The following is a 22277-nucleotide window of genomic DNA, read 5'->3' on the forward strand; positions in this document are numbered from 1 at the left end:
CAATTGGCCAAAAAATCCCGAACGAATGAACAGTGGCGAGAGGAGAGCCTTGAAACGCTCTACCGCTCTGGTGTCGCCGTGTTCTCGGAAAAGGGCTTCCGCGGGGCATCGCTCGACGAGATCGCAAAACTTGCCGGCATGTCGAAGGCTGGCCTGCTCTTCTATTTCGACAACAAAGACAAATATCTGGCGCATATCTTAAGACGAATTACTGCAGTCTACATTGACGCTGCTATCGCTCGCGCCAAAGAGGAAAAGGATGTCGTCGATCGGGTCGTGCGGTTCTTGCACCAGCAGGTTAGTTATTCCGTCAAGAACCAACGCGAGATAATCCTGTTTGTTCTTTTATCTATCGAACTCCGCAACGCCGAGAGCGAGAGCGGCGCAATCATCGCACAAAAGTACAAGGACATGCGAGACTTCATCGAGGAGGTCGTCCACGAGGGCATCAAGACTGGCCGCTTCTCCGCTGATGTCCGGCTTCGCGAGACATCCTCGACGTTCATGGCCATTCATGACGGCATCCTGCTCGAGTGGGTCCGCCGTGGCGAAGAGCTGGACGGATCGGAACTCGTTCGCGTCTTCCGGCGGGCGCTCCTGGCGAGCCTTTTCCCGGCGCAATCAAGAACGGCCGCACACAAGCTACTCACATTTCAGCCGGAGATCGCGAATGTGCGAGCGCCGCCAGTGCGGAAGGCGAGGCGGGCATCGGATCAATGACAGGATTTTCCAATGATGCCCATCGCGAATGAAAGGGCGACCGGTTTGGACGCACTTCGAATCTCCTAAGACAAGCCGGCTCTTGTTCGGCCAGCCAAACAATCAAGAGGAAACGACATGATTGACTTCGAAGTTCCAGAGGAAAGCCGACTGCTGGTCGACACGGTGAAACGCTTCATTGAAAAGGAGCTCGCCCCTCTCGAACAGAAGGTCGAGGATTCCGGGACGGTGGATCCTGATCTCGTCCGCGACTTGCGCCGCAAGTCATGCGAGCTCGGGCTCTTTGCGATGACCTATCCCCGAGACGTCGGTGGGGGAGGGCTCGGAACAATCGATTCCTGCCTGGTCGAAGAGCAATGCGGCTGGACATCGGATGCGCTCGTGCGGCGCGCCTTTGGTGCCATTCCTGGGCCGATCATTCATTGTCAAGGGGAGCAACGCGAACGCTATCTTCTTCCGGCAGTCCGGGGCGAAATCGACGTCGGACTGGGTATGACCGAGCCGGCTGCCGGCTCGGACGCGGCAGCAATCCGCACGACAGCAAAACGCGACGGCAAGGATTGGATCATCAATGGGACCAAGCACTTCATCACGGACGGCGATTTCGTTGATACGGTAATCATCTCCGCGGTAACGGATCCCGAGAAGGGCACAAAGGGCATCTCAACATTTTTCGTCGATAAGGGGACGCCCGGATTTCGTGTCGCGCGCGTGCAGCACATGATGGGCATGCGCGGCGTTAACCACGCCGAGCTGTCGCTGGAGGATGTGCGCGTGGGCCCGGAGCAATTGCTGGGGGAGGAAGGCGCGGGCTTGAGCCAAATGCTGTCGTTTGTGAACGCCTACCGGCTCGGCGGAGTTGGCGCGCGCGCCGTCGGAATGGCCAGCCGGGTCCTTGCGCTGGCGACCGATTATGCCCGGCAGCGCAAGCAGTTTGGAAAGCCCATCGGCGAATTCCAGATGATCCAGGAGAAACTCGCCGATATGGTCACCGACATCTTCGGCGTCCGTATGATGGTGCTGAACACCGCCTGGGAGATCGATCAAGGCAGGGATCCGCGTGAAAAGGTATCCATGGTCAAGTTCCACGCATCCGAGATGCTTGGCCGCGTCGTCGATCGCGGCGTCCAGATTTTTGGGGGAATGGGATATACGAAAGAGTTCATCATGGAGCGTCTCTATCGCGATGCCCGCGTTCTTCGGATCTATGATGGTACGACCGAGATCCACAAAATGGTGATCGCTCGATCGCTGATGAAGAATGGCGTCCCGGCTCTCTGATGAATGTTTTTTGGTAGGTCATGAGAATTGCGACCATTGGCTCGGGAGCGATGAGCTGCCTATTTGGATGTGTTGTGGAACGCATTTAAACGGCTTGCATCAGGCTCTCGGCCACGGAAAAAGCGTTGTTCTTCAGGGATAAAGCGATACGCGTCTCGCCTATCGCCTGGCGGAGTGCAGCGCGGATCATCGGTGAGCGGCTAGTACGCATCCGGGGAAGGCGTCAGATTTGCCAAGCGCGCGTCTCTTGATAAGGTGACGGAATTGTCGAGGACGAGGCGACTCAGCGAATGGTTAAAGGAGTAGACAAGGTCGGGCTGGAGAGCTCGATTCGCGCTGTCGAACGAGAGACCCTCAACGATCGCGTGTACCGCGAACTCCGGACTATGATCATGTCTGGAGGCTTCGCGCCCGGCTCGGAAATGAAGCTCCGAGGTCTGGCGCAAAGCCTACATGTTAGCCTGATGCCGGTTCGGGACGCCATTGCGCGCCTAGTCGTCGAACGCGCACTGAAAATGCTCCCCAACCATCGCGTCATCGTACCTGAAAAGACGATCGATGAGTTCTTGGAAATTCGCAGAGTTCGGATTCTTCTGGAGGGCGAGGCCGCCGCCCTGGCATGTCAGCACGTTAGCCCTGACGTCATTGCATCCCTCAAGCGCATCCATGAGAAGATTAAATCCTTGAGTGGAAATAAGCAGCGTCAATTTTGGGCGCTGAACCAGGAGTTTCATTTTACGGTGTATGAAGCGGCCAAGAGCCCGTTATTACTTTCAATGATCGAGTCGCTGTGGCTCCAGATCGGGCCTGTTTTCAACCATATTCCGATCAATTTGACCTCGGAAGGCGCCCGCGGCCATCATCGAATTATAGCTGCGCTTAGTGCCGGCGATGCCAAGGCAGCAAGGGCGGCGCTAACAGAAGACCTAATGAAGGGTGGCGATCGCATCATCGCGGCCTTTATCCAGGACAAGCAGCCGGCCCACTAGCCGTCTAGTCCTCCACCAAACTATCCAAATTCAAACACGAAGCTGGAAGTGCTGCGCTGCTGCTAGTAGCGCGTGCGTGCTGGGGCGCGCTCAAAGCTCTTGACTCTCATTCGTGATTTGTTATCACAAATCACAATTCGCGAGCGTCCCGAGGAGGATCGCTCGCTTGGGAGGAGATTTGCGATGAGGTCTCTAGGTGTGGTTTTCGCAGGTGCGTTGATGTGGGCGAGTTCCGCACACGCTGACGATCCACCCATCAAGATTGGCGTCATGAACGACATGTCGTCGGTTTATGCCGTTGCTGGCGGTCGAGAGACCGTTGAAGCCGTTCGCATGGCAATCGACGACGCGGGGCCGGTGCTCGGTAAGAAGGCCGAGCTCATCTTTGCCGATCATCAGAACAAGCCGGACGTCGGCTCGGCCATCGCGCGCCGCTGGTATGACGTTGAGGGTGTCGATGCGGTCGTCGACGTACCGAACTCGGCGGTTGCTTTCGCGGTCCAAAGTCTTGCCAAAGAAAAGAAGAAGATTTCGCTATTTGTTGGCGCCCTGAGTTCCGACGTGACTGGTCCCAAATGCGACACTTACACGACGCAATGGGCCGTTGACACGTATTCGCTGGCGCACGTAATGGGAGCCGCTGTTCTCAAGCGGGGCGGCAACCGCTGGTTCTTCCTCGGCGCCGATTATGTATTCGGACGTGCCCTTGTGCGCGATACCAGCGCCGTAATCGAGGCCAACGGAGGCAAGGTCCTCGGCGCCGTCTACGCGCCGCTGAACACTTCCGACTTCTCCTCCTTCCTCTTGCAGGCGCAGCCGACCAATCCGAACGTGATCGGTCTTGCAAATTCTTCGGACGATACGGTCAACTCCATCAAACAGGCCGTCGAATTCGGTCTCACCTCAAACGGTGCGACCTTCGCGGCTTACGTGCTCTTTCTCGAGCATGTCCAAAGCATCACGCTCAAGGCCGCCCACGGCTTGCTTCTGGCCAATCCCTTCTATTGGGACCTGAATGACGAGACGCGTGCCTGGTCGAAGCGCTTCGAAGAAAAGATAGGTCATCCGCCGGATTGGGATCCTGCGATGTCGTACAGCGCGGTGTTCCATTATCTCAAAGCAGTCAACGCCGCCGGATCGCGCGACGCGGACGCCGTCGCTGCAAAGATGCGCGAGCTGCCGGTCAATGACTTCACGACCAAAGATGGGAAGGTGCGGATCGACGGCCGTGTGTTGCGCAACCTCTATCTTCTCCAAGTCAAGAAGCCCGAGGAGTCCAAAGGAAAGTGGGACCTCTACAACGTGGTGGCTACAGTACCTGGAGATGAAGCATTCCGTCCGCTCCAAGATGGCGGATGTCCGTTGGTGAAAGCCGGCTCGGCCAAACCGTGATCAACGTAGCAAATCGTCGCGCGAAGCGGGGCTGGGGTCGTCGATGACAAAAACTGGATCGAGGCAATGGTGATGAAGAGTGGCGGTCAAGCCGTCGTTGACGTTCTTAAGGCCGAAGGCGTGAAGTTTATCTTTGGAATGCCCGGCGGCCACACAATCGGAATTTACGACGCTCTCTACGGACAACAGCAGATCTCTCACATTCTCGTGCGGCACGAGCAGCATGCTGCAAGCATGGCTGCCGGCTATGCGCAGCTTACCGGTGAGCCCGGCGTGTGCTGTGTGACGGCAGGGCCCGGCGCCACCAATCTGGTCACGAGCGTAGCGGAAGCATATGTCGGTGCGTTGCCGATGGTCATCATCGCGGGACGTGGTGCCACCCGCAACGCACATCGTGGCGCAAGCCAAGAAATCGACCAAGTCAGGATTTTTGCCGCTATCACGAAATGGGGCGTCCGGGTCGATCGACCGGACCTCATTGTCGAAAGCCTGCGTCAAGCGTTTACCATTGCCCGCTCGGGCAAGCCAGGTCCTGTGCTTATCGATATCCCTCAGGATATCCTTGGAATGCAGTTTGACGTCGGCGACTATCTCCCAGTCGGCAAGCCGGCTGCGGTTCGCGGTGATAGCGACCGCATCAAGACCGCGGCGGCGGCTCTTCTCGCGGCTAGAAAGCCGCTAATTGTCGCCGGTGGCGGCGCCGTAGCCGCAAACGCAACGTCTGAAGTGCGTCAACTCGCGGAGATGCTGGGCAGCCCCGTCGTCACGACGCTCGCAGGGCGTGGCATATTGCCTGACGATCATGAACTCACGGCTGGCGGCATCGGTCATCATCGGCAGGATGTCACAAAGTATCTTCTGCCAAACGCCGACGTTGTCATCGGCATCGGCGCTCGCTTTGAGCAGCAGGAAACCAACTGGAAGCCAGAATATGTTCCGGCGCCGGCGGCCACCTATATCCAGATCGATATCGATCCGAACGAACTCGGCCGCTCGGTCGTTGCGACCATCGGCATCACGGGAGATGCGCGCCTGGTTCTCCAGGATCTTCTCACGGAGTTAAAAACAAAGGGTACTGGTCAGCGCACGGTCTCCAAGGAGTGGCTCGCCGAGTTGTCGAACCGGCGCGCTGCGCTCGAAACAGAGCGCGAAAGCATGGCGAGTTCTAATGCCACGCCAATTCATCCGATTCGAATCTTCGATCGCATCCAGCGCGTGTTCCCACGCAACGCGACCGTCGCCATCGACGTCGGCGTGCTCGCGCAGGGTATGGGTGGCGCATTCCCGTATTTTAAGATCTTTGAGCCACGCGCGACGATCGTGCCCTCGAGCTTCTATGGAATGGGCTTCGCGGCATCGGCTTTTCCCGTCGCACGCCTCGTCTATCCTGACCGGCCTGCCGTCTGCTTCGTCGGTGATGGATCCTTCCAGATGGTGATGAATATCCTTCCCGTTGCCGCCGAACTCAAGCTCGGTGTCACGTGGTGCATATTCAACGATCACGCCTTGGGCTCGATCCGCGACATCCAAGTGCAAGCGTTCAATGAGCGGTTCATTGGGACCGAATTCGTACTTGATCTCGATTACGCGGGCCTTGCAGTCGCCTCCGGCTGCTACGGCGAGCGTGTCACCGATCCCCACCAGGTCGAGGCCGCGCTACAACGGGCGTTCGTGGCCAACGAAAGCGGTAAGCCCGCAGTTCTCGACTTCGTCGTCGCCAAAGAGCGCATGGCGGGTAGTACGGAGTTTTTTGCACGATGAAACCACTCTCATTCGGACAGCCGGTCGGCGGACTGGTGCAGGCAGCCTATACGGTCGAAAACATCGATCACGCGATGATGCATTATGTGAAGGCGCTGAATATCGGGCCTTGGTTTGTGAGCGGTCCTTTCGTGCCTGCGAAGGGAATGTATCGAGGCCAGCCGACCGACATGAGTTTGACTCTCGCCGTCGCCTTTACCGGCCACATGATGATCGAGCTCATTGAGCAGCACGACACCAAGCCGTCGGTCTATCAAGAGACGATCAAGGTCAAAGGTCACGGTTTCCATCACTGGGCCGTCTGTTCCAAGGACTTCGATGCGGACGTCGCTCGCTACGAGGCTGCGGGCTACCCGGTCGTGTTCTCCGACCTCTCGCCGCGCGGCGTGCGGATCGTCTATGTCGATACCCGCCGCGACTTGCCGGGCATGCTTGAGGTGATCGAGACGACGGAGGCGCTCGAAGGCATCTATCACAGCTACTTCGCAGCGGCGCAGAACTGGGACGGCAAGGATCCCATCCGGCGCTGGTCACTCAAACAAGGGGCCTCGACGTGAAAACCCAGGATCTGTTCGATGTCACCGGCCTTTCTGTCATTATTACCGGCGGTGCCAAAGGCCTGGGTCGGGCCTTCGCCGAGGCAATGCTCGACAATGATGCACGCGTCGTCCTGCTGGACAAAGACGAGTCTAGCCTCGATCAGGCGGTGTCCGAGCTCAAGGCGCGCGGCGATGTAGCCGGCGTCTCCGTCGATGTTACCGATCGCGATGCAGTCAGGGCCGCTGTCAACAAAGCGGTCGAACGAAACGGCCGTCTCGATGTCGTTTTCGCCAATGCGGGCATCGACGCCGGACCGGGATTTCTGTCGATGGCCGGCGAACGGGATCCGGAGGGTGCGATCGAGGCCGTCCCGGACAGGCTGTGGGACAAGGTCATCGATACGAATTTGACCTCTATCTTTTCGACCATTCGAGCCGCTGTTCCGCATATGAAGCGACAGAACGGCGGACGCATCATCCTGACCTCGTCGATTGCGAGCATCAGGCCAGGCGCTATCGTCGGTATGCCCTATCAGATAGCGAAGGCGGGTGTGTCGCACCTCGCCAAGCAGTCCGCACTTGAGCTCGCCCGCTACAACATTCTCGTCAACGCAATTTTGCCGGGTCCGTTTCTGACCCAGCTCACGACGCCCGACCTCAAGAAGCGCTTCGAAGCTGGCAGCCCTATTCACCGCGTCGGTCGACCCGAGGAGATACAGGGGCTGGCGCTTTTCCTGGCTTCACCAGCGTCTAGCTATATCACCGGGACCCATATCGTCATCGATGGCGGCGCCTTGCTTGGTCGCGCTGACTAAACTGATCGAACGTTAAACCAGGAGAGACGCGATGAAAGCCGCTGAACTGTTTGACCTGTCCGGACATGTCGCCGTCGTTACAGGCGCTGCGTCTGGCCTTGGACTCGCGATTGCGCAAGTGATCGCAGCCAATGGAGGGCGGGTCGCGATGCTTGACATCGACGAGGGCAAATTGAAGCAGGCGGCGGCCGCCATCGACGAGGCCGGTGGAGCCGTTGAGACGTTCAGCGTCGATATAGCCGAGGCCGGCAAAGTCGAATCTGTCGTGGACGCTTACGCCGAAAGATATGGCCGGCTCGATTGTGTGTTTGCGAACGCAGGCGTGAGCGGTGGCCCCGGATACGGCAAGCCCGAAGGCGAGCTCGAGGCGGCGTCCATGGAGCTTTGGGACGCCTGCCTTCGGGTCAACCTTGATGGCGCTTTTCGGACAATTCGCGTGGCGGCAAAACATATGAAGCCACGGCGGCAGGGATCGATCGTCGTGACGTCTTCCGTCGCGGCGCTGCACGCGTCGGCGCTGCCGAGTTACGGCTACCACGCGGCAAAGGCCGGCATCGCACAGGTGGTACGCGTCGCGGCTCTCGAGCTCGGTCCTCACAATGTGCGTGTCAATGCCATCGCGCCAGGCCCTTTTCGGACGAATATCGCCAATGGCCGGATGCATACGCCCGAAGGTGCCGCGGCGTTCGCAGATACCGTGCCCTTAGGGCGGCTTGCCGAACTGGATGAAATCAAGGGGCTCGCGCTGCTGTTGGCATCGCCGGCTTCCACGTACATGACCGGCGCGATCATTCCGATCGACGGTGGAACGCAGGCCTGAGGGCCGCGCAATTAGAAAATAAATATTTGGAAAATCAGGAGAGTGTTGATGGATATCGGATTTATCGTTGACGGTGGTGCGGTTGCGGCCGAGGGAGGGCGGACTTTCGAGCGCAAGGATCCCATGACCGGTAAGGTCGCGACACGCGCGCCGGCGGCGACGCTCGCAGATGTCGAGAAGGTCGTCGCTGCTGCGGCCAAGGCGTTCGAGACCTGGTCAGAGACAGGGCCCTCGCTACGTCGCGGCCTCCTTCTGAAGGCGGCTGATCTTATGGAGAGCCGAACCAATGAATTTATCAAGCTGATGCTAGAGGAGACCGGGGCGACGGCGCCTTGGGCTGGCTTCAATGTCCATCTCGCCGCCGGCATCTTGCGCGAAGCTGCAGCTCTCACCACCCAAATCACCGGCGAAGTCATTCCGTCCGATAAGCCCGGCATCTGGTCGATGGCTGTACGCCAGCCGGCCGGCGTCGTCCTCGGCATGGCGCCGTGGAACGCCCCGGTCATTCTCGGCACGCGGGCAATCGCGGCGGCGCTCGCCTGCGGCAACACGGTCATCTTGCGTTCCTCAGAAACCTGTCCCGGAACGCATCATCTTATCGGCCAAGTTCTGAATGATGCTGGCTTCCCCAAAGGAGTCGTCAACGTCCTGTCGAATGCACCTCCGGATGCGCCCAAGATCGTCGAGGCGTTGATTTCCAATCCTGCCGTACGCCGGGTCAATTTCACAGGCTCAACCAAAGTCGGTCGCATCATCGCCAAGCTCGCGGCGGAGCATCTCAAGCCTGCCCTGCTGGAACTTGGCGGCAAGGCGCCTTTGGTCGTTCTGGATGACGCTGATCTGGACCAAGCAGTCGATGCTGCGGCCTTCGGCGCTTTCATGAATCAGGGGCAGATCTGCATGTCCACGGAGCGCATTATTGTGGATCAGAAGATCGCCGATGCGTTCGTCGCCAAACTCGCGGCCAAGGCTTCGACATTGCCGGCTGGCGATCCGCGTGGGCATGTCGTCCTGGGATCGTTGGTCGATCTAGCGCCCGCCGAGCGTATGGATGCGCTCATCAAGGATGCTACCGGAAAGGGAGCGAAGATCGTCGCGGGCGGCAAGCGCAACGGAACGGTCGTGGAAGCCACCTTGCTCGACCACGTGACGTCGGAGATGAAAATCTACAACGAGGAATCGTTCGGACCCGTGAAATCGATCATTCGTGTCGCCGGCGTCGATGAGGCCGTGCGCGTCGCCAACGACACTGAATACGGGCTGTCCGCTGCGATTTTCGGCCGCGATGTCTCCCGTGCCCTGACGATTGCGAAAGGTATCCAGAGCGGTATCTGCCACATCAATGGGCCGACCGTGGCCGATGAGGCTCAGATGCCATTCGGCGGCACAAAGGCCAGCGGGTACGGCCGCTTCGGCGGAAAGGCCGTCATCAACGAATTCACCGAGCTTCGTTGGATAACGATCGAAGGTCCGCAGCACTACCCGTTCTAAGGGAAGACAAGGTCCAGCATGTTCATCGAAAAGCTCTCGACAATACCCGGGTGCTGGACCCGCTTGCACAAGACGATCAATCGTAGAGCGATCCCTTGAGCGCCTCAGCACAAAGAAGAGGCAGAGAAGGTAAGCGTCTCGTTGGGACTGCATGCGGGTAATCGCAATGCGACGCTAAAGCAGGGAGTGGGTGCATGAGGCGACGCTCGGACAGAAGATTGAGGATGATCGATGAGGGTTGCTATTGTCGGATCCGGCGCAATCGGGCTGCTGTATGGTGGCTGGTTGCAGTCAGCGGGGTTGGATGTCGTATTCGTCACCCGGCCGGGTCGGCAAGCCGCGCTTGATGGAGCAACACTGACGGCCGAGGGGCGCCTTTCCTTTCGTCTTGAGCGCGTTTCCGCAGTTGGCGACGTCGCCAATGCGGGCAGCTTCGATGCCATTATTCTCGCCGTGAAGTTGTACGATCTCGCGGCCGCTGCCGCTCAGGCGTTACCTGCCTTGGCGCCGGCAGGTGCACTGGTTGCCGTCCAGAACGGTGTCAGCGCCTACGGCATTCTCCGCCCCCTTCTGGATCCGTCGAAGTTGGCCATTGGGCCGGTGTTTGCGGCCACGCGGCTTACGGGATCTTCATCGGTTGCTTATGCCGGTGCCGATCGGGTGACCCTAGGAAATCCGGAATGCAAGGTCTCACCAGCCGTTGATGAACTCGTTCGACGCTGGGCGAGCGTTGGTGTCACCGCTGAGATAGCTGAAGATATCGATGACGTCATTTGGACAAAGTTTTTAGGCTTCGCTACCAATGCGGCGCTGACATCGCTCGGGCGCCTTCCGGCCGGCGTCGTCTATCACACGCCGGAACTCGTCGAACTTGCCAAGCAGTCGATCCGCGAAGTTGCAAGCGTGGGCCGAGCCGAAGGCATTGCGATCACCGGCGATGCAGAAGAGATGACCCTGAGAATCCTTCAAAGCTTGCCGCCGGCGACGGTTGCGTCGATGCGCCAAGATCTGGATGCTGGCAAGAGGCTCGAACTCGATTTCATTAGCGGTGAGATCGACCGGTTGGGCCACAAGCATGGCATAGCAACGCCGCTGCATAGTCTCGCATATCGACTTCTGCAGCCATTCCGCGATGGTGCGCCGACGGCGGCCCCACGGGCTTGAGCGAAGCGTGACGGCTAGGCGTCGATCGCAAAAAGAAGCAGTCACGCCTGTAGGAAATAGAAGAGGCATTTATGTCGGTTGAAGAAAGAGTCGCCATCGTGGGCGCCGGCCCGGTTGGTTTGCTAAGCGCTCTCGGGCTCGCCCAGGCGGGCATCCCGGTTGTCGTCATCGAGCATGCATCGGAAATCATCGCCTCCCCGCGCGCGATAGTTTATCACTGGTCTGTACTTGAGGGCCTCAACCGGCTTGGCTTGCTTGAAGAGGCGTTGGACGTCGGGTTCGCCAAGCAGGACTATACCTACCTGGATTTCGCGACCGGCGAGAAAATCAATTACAGCCTGGACGTTCTCGACGGTCGGACACCTTTCCCTTTCAATCTCCATCTCGGCCAAAACCTACTTGCCGAAATTGCGTTGCGCCGACTCCAGCAGTTTCCGCATGCCGAGGTTCGCTGGGGTGTGACAATGCGCGATCTGATGCAAGATGGCAGCGGGGTCACTCTCTCAGTTGACGGCCCTGAGGGCCCTTCCAAACTCCGTGCCGGCTGGGTCATCGGCGCCGATGGCGCGACGAGCAACGTTCGAAGGGCCCTGCATCTGGAGTTCGATGGTATCACATGGCCGAAACGGTTTATCGCGGCCAACGTCCGGCACGATTTTTCGAAGCACGGCTACGCGCGCACCACTTTTCTGATTCACCCAACCCATGGCGCAATCATCGTAAAGCTCGATAAAGACGATCTGTGGCGCTGCACCTACAGCGAGCCGCTCGATCTACCCGAGGAAAGCATCGCCGAGCGTATGACCGCGTACTTTGACGTCATCCTTCCGGGAGCGCGCGACATTGAGGTCGTTGCCTTTGCACCTTATCGCATGCATCAGCGGGCAGCCGAGCGGTTCCGTGTTGGCAGAGTGTTGCTGGCTGGCGATGCAGCGCATGCAACGAATCCCAGCGGCGCCTACGGGCTCACATCGGGATTGTTCGACGCATTTGCGCTCTACGAGGCACTGGCTGCTGTCGTTCGTGGCGATGTCGAGGACTCGATCCTCGATCGCTACGCCGAGGAGCGCCGCCGCATCTTCCTTGAGGTCGTCTCGCCCGCGGCGGTCGACAACAAGCGGATCATCTTCGACACGGCAGATCCGGAGCAGCACGAGGCCAATCTCATCCGCTTGCGCCGTCTGACAGATAAGGAGGTGCTGCTCGACCGGCTTATGCTGACGGTGCGAATGCGCAGCGAGGCGAGACCTCAGTAGCGCCTGAAGGTCAAGTCTCTGTTCGACGCACTGAAGCGTAGATGACGCGCCTCTTCAACGAGTTCGGCTTCGAGGCAGCCGGCTCGTTCCGGCTCGTTCGCGAGCAGATCGACGGCAGCTTCCTCCTGGGGGCCAAATGAAGACATAGCGTGCGCAGAGCATTGTTGTTATAACGAACTATTCTTCATCACCACGAGGCGCATATTGCGCTGCAGCGGGCCCCGTCAGACTACACGCGGAGCATGAGATGGAAGGAAAGCGCGAGTTTAGAGGCTCCGATACTCACGGTGTTCTGCAACGGTTTGGGGCCGACATCCGTGCAACGAGTGAGGGGCATGGATGGTCTTCGATTTACGCGTCGATCCAAAGGGAGAACCCCTTCGAGGGGCGGTTCGAAGCGATCGCTGACGACCTGATTGTGTTGCACCGTAGCGGCCCCGTGCAAACGACCTTTGCATCAGGAGGGCACGTCACTTCACGTTGCATTCCAAAAGGAAGCATCTTTTTTTTGCCGGCAGGTCATGCGTGCGAGGTGGGATTGCACGGGGCGCTGGATACTCTCCATATTTATCTCCGCGCAAACTTAGTTTCTGTCCACAGTGTTACACCGCTGCTGGTGGAACGGGACGTGGTTATCCAGCATCTGGCGCAGGCGGTTGAGCAGGCGGTTTGCGAGAATGTCTCGAATTCAGATCTCTTCATCGATCCGATAGCGCGAGCGCTCGCGGACAGGGTCTCTGCGATTAGCAGGAGTAGCGAACCCTGGCAGGTTCAGACCGCTGGGCTGCCGGACTACGAACTTCGGCGCCTTAACGACTTCATAGAAGCCAATCTTGAGAGTGAGATTACCCTTGCTGCGATGGCCAGCGCGTGCGGCATTGGCACAAAGTCTTTCGTTCGGGCTTTTGCAGCCACGACAGGCAAGTCACCGTACCAATATGTGATTGCGGCACGTGTCGAACGGGCCAAGCGCTTGATCGAGCAAGACCAGGAAGGCCTCGCTGAGATAGCACTCCGGTGTGGCTTCTCCCATCAGGAACACTTGACGCGTGCCTTCCGCAGGCTGACGGGTCAAACGCCGGGTCGGTACCGTCGCAGCGTCAACTGACAAGCAGCCAGGGCCAATGCAGAAACGCTCCGATCCACCATCGCCAGCCGCAGCGCAAAATGAGCATACCATGCGGCCTTTCGACGGTGGCGAGGTCCACTCCGTGCTGCGACAGTTCGCCGTGAAACCCGAGGCATCCAGCGCGGGGCTCGGCTGGTCGACGATGTTCGCATCGGTTCAGCGGGAAGAGCCGTTCAGAGGCCGCTTCGAAGCCAATGGCAACGCCCTGCTGGTGACTGCGGCGAGTGGACCAGTCGATGTTACCTATCGGATCGACGGGCGTGTTGTATCCAGGCATTTGCAGGAGAAGGGGATCTTTTTCCTGCCGCCGCGCCGCGACTGTGAGGTGACGCTAAATACGCCGTTGGATTCGGTCCACGTGTACCTGCGTCCCGAATTGTTTTCTGCCTCTGAAGATAAAGCGCAGAACTCCGATTTTGGCCTCTTGCCTTTGTTGGGTGAGCCGGAGCCAGTAACCTGCAATCTCCTGGCCGTGGTGGAAGAAATGGTGCGCGAGGGTGATACCTCGTGTTCCCTTCTGGCCGATTCAATTGCGCATGCAATAGCCAATCGCCTTGTCGTCCTCAATGCACGGGAGCGGAAAGCGCCGTGTGCTGTGGAACGCGGACTGAGTCCACGTAGCGTCCGCTCGATTCGTGATTTTGTCGAAGCCAATATCGCGGATTGCATCAAGCTGGACGATTTGGCCGCGATCTGCGGCGTAAGCCCCGAGTACTTCATACGGGTGTTCAAGTCTTCGCTGGGCGTGTCTCCTCACCGCTACGTTGTGGGGGTGCGAATTCATCACGCGAAGCTGCTCCTGACCGATCCAAACATTGGGCTTGCGGAAGTCGCAAGGCAATGCGGGTTTGCGCACCAGCAGCATTTCACGAACACGTTCCGTCGGATGACCGGCTTGTCGCCGGGCGCTTACCGACGGGCGATGAATTAAGATCTCCACGATCAGCCTTTCCGATCTGAACGCTGGCTCGCTTCCTGTAAACGAAGCGGACAGTTTGTGTCAGTTTCCTGCAAACCGGTCCGGTTTGTGCAGGCTTAGCCACCCGGCATGCCCTAGTTTCACCTCACGAAGAGGCGCCAGACGCAATCACGGCGCCCACGATAGGGAGAGAGGCGCATGGCATTGTTCGATGCCGGGCGAGGGTGCTCGCATATCCGAATTGGCCGGCCTTTGCTTGAGGAGCCCTGGACCTCGGTTGGCCGTGCTGCGCAGGAAAGCGGGCCGCTGCGATGAAAGACTGGTCTCCGTTCGTGGTCGGGATCGGCGGAACGTTGCGCGACGGCTCGTCCTCGGAGCGGGCGCTCCGCCTGGCTTTGACGGAAGCCGCGCGGCTCGGTGCGAAAACGCAGATCTTCGCCGGGCAATCGTTAAATCTTCCGCACTACGACAGCATTGAACGTACGGAGCGTGCGACGGCGTTGGTCGAAGCACTACGCGCAGCAGACGGAGTCATCATTGCTACCCCAAGCTATCATGGCTCGATCTCCGGCCTGGTCAAGAACGCAATAGACTACACCGAGGATCTCAGCGCCGATGCGCGCGGCTATCTTGCCGGACGCGCGGTCGGCGCCATCGTATGCGCGGGCGGAGCCCAAGCCATGGGCGCGACGCTGGGGACTTTGCGGACCATTGTTCACGCGCTGCGCGGTTGGCCGACTCCATTTTCAGCGGTGATTAACACCGCCCAGAGGCCATTTTCCGCAGATGGTGCGTGCAGTGATCCGATCATAGCGCAACAGCTTGCATTCGTGGCCGAGCAGGTCGTCGAGTTCGCGAGAATGCGGCGGCTATATGAGAGCCGGCCCAATGGACTCTCGCCTCAAGAAGTATCAGAAGCCGCGCCGGCGCAATGCGCATAGAGCGCGGCCATAAACAACCGGAACGGGAAACACTAGGGAGGAATCATGAACAAGAATCGCATCTTTAGTTATGAAAATCTCGTTGTCGTCTTGATGGGAGCCGCGTTTGGATTCGTATTTTTCGACCGTCTGGCGCTGAACTTTCTATCTCCATTTCTGGTGCCTGAGCTGCAGCTGAATAACACTCAGCTGGGTGCCCTCGCGGGTGGTCTGGCGCTGACCTGGGCAATCGCCGGCTATGCCGTTGGCACTCTTTCGGACTATTTTCAAAATCGTAAAACACTCCTTGTCTGCGCGATAGTGATCTTCTCGATCTGCTCGGTAGGATCCGGTCTCGCCAATTCGTTTCTGACGTTGCTTGCCGCGCGCCTCGTTATGGGATTTGCGGAAGGACCTGTACTTCCGATCGCGCAATCGATCATGGCTGCGGAATCGTCGGAGCACCGCCGCGGCTTCAACATGGGCGTTTTGCAGAATTTCTTCAGCGCGCTCCTAAGTAATTTTGCCGCTCCTCTGGTGCTCGTGGCAATTGGGCAGATCTACGGCTGGAGAAGTGCTTTCTACATTGCGGCAGTGCCCGGCTTTGTGGTGGCGGCCCTGATTGTCGCATTTATCCGTGAACCCTCGTCGGGTGCCGCTCCGATATCGGCTGCGGCAGCGCGCAACACGATTCCGCTTTTGACGATGCTGAAACATCGCAATATCTGGGTTTGCGCGATCGTGAGCTGCCTGATGGTGTCGTGGCTCCTGATTCAGATAACGTTCCTTCCGATCTACCTGGTGCAGGTTCGCGGTTTGTCGCCCAGCGCGATGAGCGTTGCCGTGGCCGCGACTGGTATCGCAACGGCCGCGTCTTCAATCATCGTACCGGCGCTGTCGGATCGCTTTGGCCGCCGTCCGATTCTCATCCTGTCAGGCTTCGTTGCCGTGATTGCTCCGTTGACAACCGTAATGTTCGACGGACCTTTGCCTTTGATGGTGTTGCTCATGGGGGTCGGCAATCTGGCGATTGGCAGCTTCTCGTTGTTCATGGCCACTGTGCCGTCCGAGACAATCCCGCGGACCCATGTTGCTACTGCGCTTGGCTTCATCATGGGGGTTGGCGAGCTCGCGGGCGGCTTCGCTGGCCCGGCCCTCGCCGGGATCGCTTCCGACGTGTTCGGTCCGTCCAGCTCGATGTGGATCGCCGCTACGCTTTGTATCTGTGCAGGCTTGCTTTGCCTGATGCTGGACGAGACCGCGCCGCGGGTGCTCGAGCGCCACAAAAGAATGATTGTGAGTTCGCCGGCATAAATGCCTATCGCCGGTTACGGCGCGCTCAGTGAAAATATCAGGAGATTGAAAATGAACGTTCAGGCCATGCCCAAGAGCCTGCCGGTACCGGAACCTCACCTCACTCCGCAGGATCTGGTGGAGCGCGCCGCCTCGATGAGAACGCTGCTGCGGGAATCGCAGGACGAAACCGATGAGCGGGGACATTATTCGGACGCAATCCAGCAGAAGTTCATCGATGCTGGATTCTATCGGATCTTGCAGCCCAAGATGTTTGGTGGCTACGAGTTCGATTACGAAACATTTTTCCGCGTCATGGTGGAGATATCGCGCGGTCATCCGTCCGCGGGGTGGTGCTTGACGTTGGCCGCTTCTCATGCGCCCGTCATAGCCTCGCACTGGTCGGAAGCTGCACAGATCGAAATCTTCGGTTCGTCCGGACATTTCGCGTCACCGCACCGGGCTGCCCCCGGGGGCACGTGCCTGCCGGTCGAGGGCGGCTATATCATCAATGGTGTGTGGCCGTATGCGTCGGGAATACCGCACAGCACGCACTTCCTCGGCGCAACGTTGCTTCACACTTCGTTCCCGCCACGAATCCTGAACTTCGTCGTGCCGCAGGGGCAATACACAATTCTGGGCGATTGGGGTGGAGACCGCACCTTGGGCATGCGCGGGTCCGGCTCGAATAGCGTCAAGCTGGAGAATGTCTTCGTGCCCGAGCACATGACGGCGTTCTTCGACGCGCTGGGTGCAAAGCAGGATCTCTCCGACGGCACACCGGGAACGCGATTGCATGGCAACCCCATGTATCTCGGGGTTCTCATGGGTCCCTATCACGCGTCTCTGACATCGCCTATCGTCGGTGCCGCGCGCGCGGCGATCGATGAGTATCGCGATATCCTACTCTCGCAAAACACGTTTGTTCCACCTTTCATCAAGCGCGCCTTCGAGACTGATTTCCAGGTCAACTATGGCCGCGCCATAGCGTTGACCGACGCGGCCGAAGGCGTGCTGCTGCAGGGTTTGCGTAAGCACATGGACTACTGCCAGCGGTGGGCGAAGACGGGCTTGCAAGCATCCGTGGAAGAAAACTTGCGACTGTGGGGAATGCTGCAGACCGGCGCACGCCTTGCCTGTGAAGCCATTGAGCTCTTGTTTCAGACCGCCGGGTCGACCGCGGCGCGGAAGGGCTCAAGGATGCTTCGATACTTTGGCGACGCCCAGATGTATCGAGGACACATCTCTTCCCAATACATGACATTCGCGAAGTACATTGGTCGTAGCAATCTTGGGCTGCCGACCGGTTTTCTGGATCTCTGAAGAAAGTCGGAGGGGGACGTGACCCAAACTAAAGCGAAACCTGCTCCGTTGGTGCTGGCAGACCAGGGATCCTTTTGGACCGGTTTGGTCCGGCAGCAGACACCGAATGGCACCATCGCTGCGGGCCAGATGTTCGTACAGTATCAGATCCCGGAGCACATCCGGCATCCATATCCCATCGTGATGGTGCACGGAGGTGGGGGGCAGGGAACGGATTTTCTCGGTACTCCCGATGGACGGCCTGGATGGGCCACTTACTTTCTGAAACAGGGGTACGCGGTCTATGTCGTCGATCGCCCAGGGCATGGTCGCTCGCCCCTGCATCCGGAGGCTCTGGGTCCCATGACGCCTCCGCTGACATACGAATTTGCCATGACGCTGTTCACCGCGCCCGGCAAGCAGCCGAACGGCTGGCCGAACGCGCAAAAGCACAATCAGTGGCCCGGTTCCGGCGCCGTCGGCGATCCAGTTCTGGACCAATTCATGGCGACCCAAGGTCCATTCCTTGTTTCTTTGGCACAGACGCAACAGCTGATGCAGCGAGCCGGAGCCGAATTGCTGGATCGTATCGGTTCAGCGATCCTGCTCACCCATTCCATGGGGGCGCCCTTCGGCTGGCTCGTGGCAGATAGTCGACCGCACCTGGTGAAAGGCATTGTCGCGGTTGAGCCGATGGGGCCGCCTTTCGCCCAATTGCCAATGGGGCTCGGCGACCTCTCTTACGGGCTCACTGCGATCCCGATGACGTTCGATCCGCCCCTCAAAGGCCCAACTGAACTGCGGCGCGAAATCCGCAAGGCTCGGAAGCCGGGGCTGGCGGACTGCTTCGTTCAGAAAGAGCCGGCGAGGCGTCTTCCCAACTTGGCATCGATACCCGTTGCTGTCGTGACATCGGAGGCGTCGGCCTGGTCCATGCACGACCACGGCACCGTCGATTATCTCGTTCAGGCAGGCGTGCGAGCCGTCCATCTGCGGCTTGAGGACCATGGCCTGCGCGGCAACGGCCACCTGATGATGCAAGAAAGGAACAGCGATGACATTGCTGCCTTTCTGGAAAGGTGGATCTCGGCATATGTGGGGTCACGACCAACATAAAATTCGATTTTTCGCGCCGCTGCACTTTGTGGTGAAACAGCGGCTGAAAGGTGCGAGTGAGGTGGTCTGGTTTGTCGGCAGACCGTTAGCGCAAGAGGAGTGCGAGATGGCGAAGAAGGGATATTGGGTTGGTCACATCAACGTCACGAGCCCGGAGCGCTACAAGGACTACATGGCGGCCAACGCCGTGCCATTGAAGAAGTACGGGGCGCGGTTCCTTGTCCGAAACGGTGCATGCGAAGTGCACGGCGACGCACTTCAAGGTCGTCGCCACGTCGTCATCGAGTTCGAAAGCTACGCAATAGCCAAGGCCTGCTACGACTCACCCGAGTATCAGGCGGCGGCCAAGATTCGGGACGAAGCCAGCACCTCCGATTTCGTCATGATCGAGGGCCACGAGGAATAACAGCGATCCGCGGCGGGGTCTGGCAACTTACGATTAAGAGCCTAGCCGGAGGTGGAGACGCTAATTCGTTCCACAGTATGCCGGTCAGTATCCGTAGCCCTAGCGGCGGGGCTTTCACTCCACCTTCTCGCTCATGCTCGAGGAGGCGCGATGAAGTCAAGGGGCGCGCGCAAGGATCAGGAGCACCATCAAATGAAAGATATCGAAGATAAGGTCGCGTTCATCACGGGAGGCGCGAGTGGGATCGGGTTCGGAATGGCCCGCGCGTTCCTGCAACATGGGGTGAAGGTCGTTATCGCGGACGTCCGTCAATCGCATCTCGATGCGGCGGCTTCCGCCCTCGATCGCTCCAACAAGAACTACCATCTGATCCGTCTGGACGTTACCGAACGCGAGTCAATGGCACGGGCCGCGACGGAGACCGAGAAGGTATTCGGCAAGGTCCACATACTCTGCAACAATGCAGGCGTATCGAGCATGGTGGCTATGGAAGACGCGAGCTTTGCGGATTGGGATTTTGTGATGAACATCAACGTCGGGGGTGTCGTCAACGGCGTCGCGACGTTCGTTCCCCGAATTCGGGCGCATGGAGAAGGTGGTCACATCGTCAACACTTCCTCGATGGCCGGCATTCTCGCTCTTCCAAATCCCGGCGGCATCTACTCGACATCCAAATTCGCGGTGCGCGGCCTGACGGAGTCGTTGCGAATGGCGCTCGGACCGCACAACATTGGCGTTTCGCTCCTTTGCCCCGGCCTGGTTCGCAGCAATCTCGTTGACACGACGCTTCACCTCAACACGTTCGGTTCTGCTCAACCGGGGGGCGGCCCGTTCGCGGCCGGCGGTTCGCCGTTGGAAGCCGGGATGGATCCTCTCGCCGTAGGCGAACGGGTGGTCGAAGGAATCGTCGGGAACGAGCCATACATTCTTCCGCACGGCGAATTCAAAGAGGAAGTCGCAGAGTCATTTGGAGAGATACTTCAGTCGTTCCCCGCCGATCGAGACGTCGATCCGAAACGGCAACAGTTCGAAGCGATGCGCCGGCAAGCGACGACGGAGGCCAAGCGCTTGGCTGCAAGCATTGGTTAGAACTTACTACGAGGACGAGCGGTGGAACCGAAACATCGACGTGAACCTCAATGGCATCTTTGCGACGATCCGGGCATCTGCACGTCACATGAAGCGGGGCAAAGGCGGCAGTATCGTTGTCACGACGTCGGTTGCTGCGTATTTGAACGAAGGAATGACCGGCGCGGTTACATGGCCGCAAAGGCCGGTGCTGCGCATCTGGTGCGCAACGTCGCTCTCGAGCTTGCGCCGTACAATATTCGCGTCAATGCGATCGCGCCCGGATTCATTGTCACCAACATCGGAGGCGGCTGGCTCAAACAGGCGGGAGTACAGACATCGATGGCCGCCGCGATACCGATCGGCCGAATCGGGACCACGGAGGATCTGAAAGGTCTTGCACTCTTTCTGGCGTCGCCAGCATCCGGCTTCGTCACAGGCGTGCAGATTTCGATTGACGGCGGGGGAAGTCTCGGAATGAGGCATCGCTGAGTGTCAGCCCGAGCATCGGGCGTTCGCTATTTAAGAAAAGCGTTTAGGGAGAAGTGACATGAACATCAACAGTCTCAGCCTGCAGGTGAAGAGCGCGCTCAGCAGCGGGGTCATCCTGCTTGCACTAGTCGGAGGAGCTGCGGCCGGGTCGCAATACGGTCCCGGCGCATCCGATACCGAGATCAAATTCGGACAGAATATGCCCTACAGCGGCCCGGCATCGATCTTCTCGGTGCAGGGCATGACGTTGTCGGCCTACTTCAAGATGATCAACGATCATGGTGGAATTCGCGGCCGCAAGCTGAACTTCATCTCGCTGGACGACGGCTACAGTCCGTCCAAGGCGATGGAACAGGCGCGGCGTCTCGTCGAAAACGACGAGGTCCTGTTCATCGGAGCCTCGCATGGCACGCCAGCCAACATGGCAATCCGGCCCTATCTCAATGCGAAGAAGATTCCGACAATCTTCGCGATTAATGGCCTCGCCGCCATGGGAGATCTCGGTAAGTATCCCTGGACGATCGGCTGGCAGCCGACATACGAGGGCGAAGCGCGCATCTATGCGCGATACGTCTTACAGCAGAAGCCGAATGCAAAGATCGCGATCCTTTATCAGAGCGACGACCTAGGCAAAGCCTACGTCAAGGGTATCGAATATGAGCTCGGCGAGAAAGCCAAGACGATGATCGTGGCCAAGCAGAGCTATGATATCACGGCGCCGACCATCGACTCGCAAGTCGCCATTCTCAAGGAAAGCGGCGCCGATGTCTTTATCAATGCCTCGACGCCGAAGTTCGCCGCTCAATCCATCCGGATCGCCTACGACACCGGCTGGCATCCACTTCAACTCCTCAGCTATACGTCGGCTTCCGTTGCAACCGTGATGGTTCCTGCCGGCGTAGAGAAGGCGGCCGGCATCATCTCCTCAACCTTCTTCAAGGATCCCAGCGATCCTCAATGGGCCAACGATCCCGACCTGCTCGAATACACGGCTTTCCTGACGAAGTATCGTCCCGGCGCGAACGTCAACGACATTTTCAATCTGGTCGGCTATCTGCTGGCCGAATCGCTCGAGAAAGTCATTGAGCAGTGTGGAGACAATCTGACGCGCGAGAACTTGATGGCGCAGGCGCTGAACATGAACGTCCGCATTCCGATGCTGCTCCCGGGCGTGATGATGCAGACCAGCGCGAAATCGCCCTATCCGATCAAGACGCTCCAGCTTCAGCGGTTTGACGGCAAGTCGTCATTCGTGCTCTTCGGTGAGCTCATGAATGCCGCGCCTGAGGATTGATCGTCTTCGCGGTGCAGGGCGAGTTCTGGAAGAAAGCGCATTGCTTTCTTTCGAGAATCGATCATCCCGACCCCTTGAGGCAATACAGCAGCTCCTTGCCGCCCAAAATA

Annotated in this window: 21 protein-coding genes and 1 pseudogene; all 22 read left to right on the forward strand. The window is 58.8% G+C overall.

The annotated features are described in order from the left end of the window. Positions 1-3: 3 nt before the first annotated feature. The 22 genes and pseudogenes from E4K65_RS04305 (at position 4) to E4K65_RS04410 (ending at position 22167) form a co-directional block, all read left to right on the forward strand. A complete protein-coding gene (locus E4K65_RS04305) occupies positions 4-720 on the forward strand; it encodes a TetR/AcrR family transcriptional regulator (RefSeq protein WP_135173037.1) in 717 nt (238 codons plus the stop codon). 117 nt (positions 721-837) lie between these two features. After that, positions 838-2001: an acyl-CoA dehydrogenase family protein gene (locus E4K65_RS04310; RefSeq protein ID WP_135173038.1), complete on the forward strand. Its 1164-nt coding sequence runs from the start codon at positions 838-840 to the stop codon at positions 1999-2001. A 290-nt stretch (positions 2002-2291) separates the two neighbouring features. Continuing rightward, entirely contained in the window at positions 2292-2990 is a 699-nt protein-coding gene (locus E4K65_RS04315) for a GntR family transcriptional regulator (RefSeq protein ID WP_135173039.1), read from the forward strand. A gap of 183 nt (positions 2991-3173) precedes the next feature. Then, positions 3174-4382: an ABC transporter substrate-binding protein gene (locus tag E4K65_RS04320; protein ID WP_135173040.1), complete on the forward strand. Its 1209-nt coding sequence runs from the start codon at positions 3174-3176 to the stop codon at positions 4380-4382. A gap of 66 nt (positions 4383-4448) precedes the next feature. Further along, the gene (locus E4K65_RS04325; protein WP_135173041.1) at positions 4449-6143 is read left to right on the forward strand and encodes a thiamine pyrophosphate-binding protein; all 1695 of its coding nucleotides are present in this window, start codon (positions 4449-4451) and stop codon (positions 6141-6143) included. 35 nt (positions 6144-6178) lie between these two features. Further along, a complete protein-coding gene (locus E4K65_RS04330) occupies positions 6179-6700 on the forward strand; it encodes a VOC family protein (RefSeq protein WP_167770507.1) in 522 nt (173 codons plus the stop codon). Continuing rightward, positions 6697-7497 (forward strand): SDR family NAD(P)-dependent oxidoreductase, encoded by an 801-nt coding sequence (locus tag E4K65_RS04335; RefSeq protein WP_135173043.1) that lies wholly within the window; start codon positions 6697-6699, stop codon positions 7495-7497. The genes E4K65_RS04330 and E4K65_RS04335 overlap by 4 nt, the downstream gene beginning before the upstream one ends. Before the next feature lie 31 nt (positions 7498-7528). Further along, a complete protein-coding gene (locus tag E4K65_RS04340; RefSeq protein ID WP_135173044.1) occupies positions 7529-8317 on the forward strand; it encodes an SDR family NAD(P)-dependent oxidoreductase in 789 nt (262 codons plus the stop codon). Positions 8318-8365: 48 nt separating this feature from the next. Beyond that, a complete protein-coding gene (locus tag E4K65_RS04345; protein ID WP_167770508.1) occupies positions 8366-9808 on the forward strand; it encodes an aldehyde dehydrogenase in 1443 nt (480 codons plus the stop codon). A 231-nt stretch (positions 9809-10039) separates the two neighbouring features. After that, positions 10040-10972 carry a ketopantoate reductase family protein gene (locus E4K65_RS04350; protein ID WP_135173045.1) on the forward strand — a complete coding sequence of 311 codons (933 nt, stop codon included), beginning with the start codon at positions 10040-10042 and terminating at the stop codon, positions 10970-10972. A 71-nt stretch (positions 10973-11043) separates the two neighbouring features. Beyond that, positions 11044-12228, forward strand: coding sequence for an FAD-dependent oxidoreductase (locus tag E4K65_RS04355; protein WP_135173046.1), 1185 nt, complete (start codon positions 11044-11046; stop codon positions 12226-12228). Positions 12229-12475: 247 nt separating this feature from the next. Next, entirely contained in the window at positions 12476-13336 is an 861-nt protein-coding gene (locus E4K65_RS04360) for a helix-turn-helix domain-containing protein (RefSeq protein WP_135173047.1), read from the forward strand. A gap of 70 nt (positions 13337-13406) precedes the next feature. After that, entirely contained in the window at positions 13407-14288 is an 882-nt protein-coding gene (locus E4K65_RS04365; protein WP_167770509.1) for a helix-turn-helix transcriptional regulator, read from the forward strand. A gap of 299 nt (positions 14289-14587) precedes the next feature. Further along, positions 14588-15217, forward strand: a complete 630-nt coding sequence (locus E4K65_RS04370) for an NADPH-dependent FMN reductase (RefSeq protein ID WP_135173049.1) — start codon at positions 14588-14590, stop codon at positions 15215-15217. A gap of 45 nt (positions 15218-15262) precedes the next feature. Continuing rightward, positions 15263-16510 carry an MFS transporter gene (locus tag E4K65_RS04375; RefSeq protein ID WP_135173050.1) on the forward strand — a complete coding sequence of 416 codons (1248 nt, stop codon included), beginning with the start codon at positions 15263-15265 and terminating at the stop codon, positions 16508-16510. 51 nt (positions 16511-16561) lie between these two features. Further along, positions 16562-17812 (forward strand): acyl-CoA dehydrogenase family protein, encoded by a 1251-nt coding sequence (locus tag E4K65_RS04380; RefSeq protein ID WP_167770510.1) that lies wholly within the window; start codon positions 16562-16564, stop codon positions 17810-17812. 18 nt (positions 17813-17830) lie between these two features. Next, a complete protein-coding gene (locus E4K65_RS04385) occupies positions 17831-18907 on the forward strand; it encodes an alpha/beta hydrolase (RefSeq protein ID WP_135173052.1) in 1077 nt (358 codons plus the stop codon). After that, positions 18885-19313, forward strand: a complete 429-nt coding sequence (locus E4K65_RS04390; protein WP_347340940.1) for a DUF1330 domain-containing protein — start codon at positions 18885-18887, stop codon at positions 19311-19313. Before E4K65_RS04385 ends, E4K65_RS04390 begins: the two co-directional genes overlap by 23 nt. 192 nt (positions 19314-19505) lie before the next feature. Beyond that, complete coding sequence (locus E4K65_RS04395; RefSeq protein WP_167770511.1) at positions 19506-20402, forward strand: SDR family oxidoreductase; 897 nt, start codon at positions 19506-19508, stop codon at positions 20400-20402. Continuing rightward, positions 20395-20532 (forward strand): annotated as a pseudogene (locus tag E4K65_RS49960) (SDR family NAD(P)-dependent oxidoreductase); the annotation flags it as partial. The gene E4K65_RS04395 and the pseudogene E4K65_RS49960, both read left to right, overlap by 8 nt. 41 nt (positions 20533-20573) lie before the next feature. Next, positions 20574-20873 carry an SDR family NAD(P)-dependent oxidoreductase gene (locus E4K65_RS46915; protein WP_135173054.1) on the forward strand — a complete coding sequence of 100 codons (300 nt, stop codon included), beginning with the start codon at positions 20574-20576 and terminating at the stop codon, positions 20871-20873. Positions 20874-20931: 58 nt separating this feature from the next. Next, positions 20932-22167, forward strand: coding sequence for an ABC transporter substrate-binding protein (locus E4K65_RS04410; protein ID WP_135173055.1), 1236 nt, complete (start codon positions 20932-20934; stop codon positions 22165-22167). Positions 22168-22277: the final 110 nt, after the last annotated feature.

This window comes from Bradyrhizobium niftali, from assembly GCF_004571025.1.
Taxonomy (GTDB): domain Bacteria; phylum Pseudomonadota; class Alphaproteobacteria; order Rhizobiales; family Xanthobacteraceae; genus Bradyrhizobium; species Bradyrhizobium niftali.